The sequence below is a fragment of the Halalkalibacter wakoensis JCM 9140 genome (assembly GCF_000513095.1).
Classification (GTDB): domain Bacteria; phylum Bacillota; class Bacilli; order Bacillales; family Bacillaceae_D; genus Halalkalibacter; species Halalkalibacter wakoensis.
Genome location: NZ_BAUT01000144.1, coordinates 1 through 2,431, shown reverse-complemented (window position 1 = coordinate 2,431; position 2,431 = coordinate 1). Strand labels below are relative to the sequence as shown.

At 40.3% G+C, this 2,431-nt stretch carries 1 protein-coding gene and 2 pseudogenes; all 3 read right to left on the bottom strand.

The annotated features are described in order from the left end of the window. Positions 1 to 52: 52 nt before the first annotated feature. Positions 53 to 1,632 (bottom strand): annotated as a pseudogene (gene tnpC / locus JCM9140_RS21795) (IS66 family transposase). Positions 1,633 to 1,680: 48 nt separating this feature from the next. After that, positions 1,681 to 2,036, bottom strand: a pseudogene (gene tnpB / locus JCM9140_RS24780) (IS66 family insertion sequence element accessory protein TnpB). Then, positions 2,033 to 2,350: an IS66 family insertion sequence element accessory protein TnpA gene (gene tnpA / locus JCM9140_RS21790; RefSeq protein ID WP_034751745.1), complete on the bottom strand. Its 318-nt coding sequence runs from the start codon at positions 2,348 to 2,350 to the stop codon at positions 2,033 to 2,035. The pseudogene tnpB and the gene tnpA overlap by 4 nt, the downstream one beginning before the upstream one ends. Positions 2,351 to 2,431: the final 81 nt, after the last annotated feature.

The window sequence follows — 2,431 nt, the reverse complement described above, 5'->3', positions numbered from 1 at the left end:
GTAAGCGTCAAATAATCCCCACCTATTATAGAGATGGGGATTAACTTATAATCTACTTATCATGTTGAATACGACAGTGAGCCGGAAGACTGTTTGACCAAGGAAGCAATTGATCAATGGCTTTTTCATCACTCACATCTATATTGGGAAGCTCCTCAAACAAGTGCATTAAGTATTGATAAGGGTTGAGGCCATTTTCTTTGGCAGTTTCTACAATACTATAAGTCACAGCACTTGCCTTTGCTCCTTTCGGAGTGTTGGCAAAAATCCAGTTCTTTCTGCCAATCACAAACGGCTTAATGGATCTCTCACTTCTATTATTATCAATTTCCAGTCTGCCATCATCTAAGAAAGCCTCTAGCTTATCCCATTGATTTCGACAGTATTTGATCGCTTGTCCTAGTGCACTCTTTGGTAATACTTTTGGCGTTTGCATGCGAAGCATGCTGAAAAAGCGTCAAGAAGTGGTCGACTTTTTTCTAGACGTACTTGATGACGTTCAGAGAACGACAAATCTTTGATTTCTCGTTCAATCGCAAAGAGTTGGTTACAGAACTTCAAGCCTTCTTTGGCTGTGACATCTTTCGACTGTTGTTCTTTAGGCAAAGCCTTTAAAGCTTCATCAAATTTTCGACGAGCGTGTGCCCAACAACCAACTAACTTTACGTTTGGAATTCCATTGTATCCAGCATATCCATCTACATGTAAGTATCCTTGGAAAGGAGATAAAAACTTTCTAGGATGTTTACTTGCTCGTGTTTGCTGGTAATCAAACAATACAATCGGATGGCCTTCCTGTCCAGAACGATAAAGCCATAAGTATGAGGTAGCTGTTGATGGACGATCTGGCTCTCGTAGCACTTGCAGCGTCGTTTCGTCAGCATGAGCAATATCAAGATTCATTAGATATTGATACATTCGATCATAGATGAGGTTTAACCATGTATTAGCACCATAAAGAACCCAATTAGCTAATGTTTGGCGTGACAAAAAGACACCAAGACGAGCAAATTGCTGTTCTTGACGGTATAATGGAAGCCCTTCTACATATTTTTGATTCATGATGTAGGCCATCGCAGATGGCGAAGCAAGACTCTTTGGAAAAACAGATTTCGGCATAGAAGCTTTAACAATAGGAGTCTCAGTGCTTTCACGTTCACAACGGCGACACGCATAAACATGTTGAACATGTTCAATGACCTTCACTTCCGCTGGGATGACTTTTAATTCACGTCGTACTTCTGTTGACATTTCATGTAGCTTTCCATTGCAGCACAAACAAACCTGATCTTCTTCAGGTAATCGATACTTAATAACTTCCTTCGGAAGGTTCTCAAGTTTACTATCACGTTGACCTTTGGTTTTTTTACGTTCGTACGTAATGGTTTCAACCGTAGGTTCTTCAATCGATGGGTCAGCAGTAATTTCTACCTCATTAAAAAGAGGCAATTCTAACTGATCAGCATTTGTCTTCTCACTTGAAGTACCAAATTGGCGTTGCTTACTAAGACGGAATTGTTCCTCATACCATTTAATTTTTGCCGTCAGCTCTGCGTTTTGTTCCTCAAGTGATGAGACACGTTCTTCTAATTCTTCAGTTGTAGGTTGAGAGGTGGTTTCTGTAGTTTTCATAGCTTCATTATACATCACCTCTCATCGATTTGCTTTATCATTTATTCATTAAATGACTCGCTGTGCGGTAACTTTTGGATGTGCAGATTTTTGATCAATAGAAAGGCCGTCAAGTAACCAACGGAACTGACGGTGGCTAATCATTTGCGGAGAAGAAGATGAATCTTCTGGCCAAGGGAACGTACCTTTTTCTAAACGGCGATAATAGAGCAAAATCCATTATGTTCCCAGTGAAGGATTTTGATCTTATCTCGTTGTCTATTACAGAAAACAAATAGACATGGGGAGAAGGGATCTAATTGAAAGCTTTCTTGTACGATAGCCGCAAGTCCATCAATGGATTTTCGTAAGTCTGTACTCCCTTTTGCAAGGTAGACTTTATCAATGGAGCGTTGATTGATCATCCATTTCTCAACACGCGTAGTACACGAGACAAATGTTCTTCACTCACATTTTCAGGAATATAGACAGACAGATCATCTAGTCTCACTTCAATGGATGTAGTGGTGAAGGTAGGGACATCAAAAGATGTCCAGGTGCGGCTTACCTCATCACTTGAATCTGAGTTTCCTTCTTCCTTGATCTTCTTTCGCCAATAGTGGAATTGATATTCTGTAATGTCATCTTGTTTAGATACCCATTTTGGGATCGTCTCCCCGCTGGCTTCGTATGCCTCCATGCGTTTTTTCCACAAATCGTGTTTTTCTTTACGTTTCATAGCGACACCCTTTCATCATTATTGATTAGAGTATCGCATGGGACCAGGGCTAATGGAATGTGTGTATTATTTGACGCTTAC

Coding starts and splice junctions, on each gene's coding strand:
- tnpA (WP_034751745.1), bottom strand. CDS start 2,350: ATGAAACGTAAAGAAAAACACGATTTGTGGAAAAAACGCATGGAGGCA.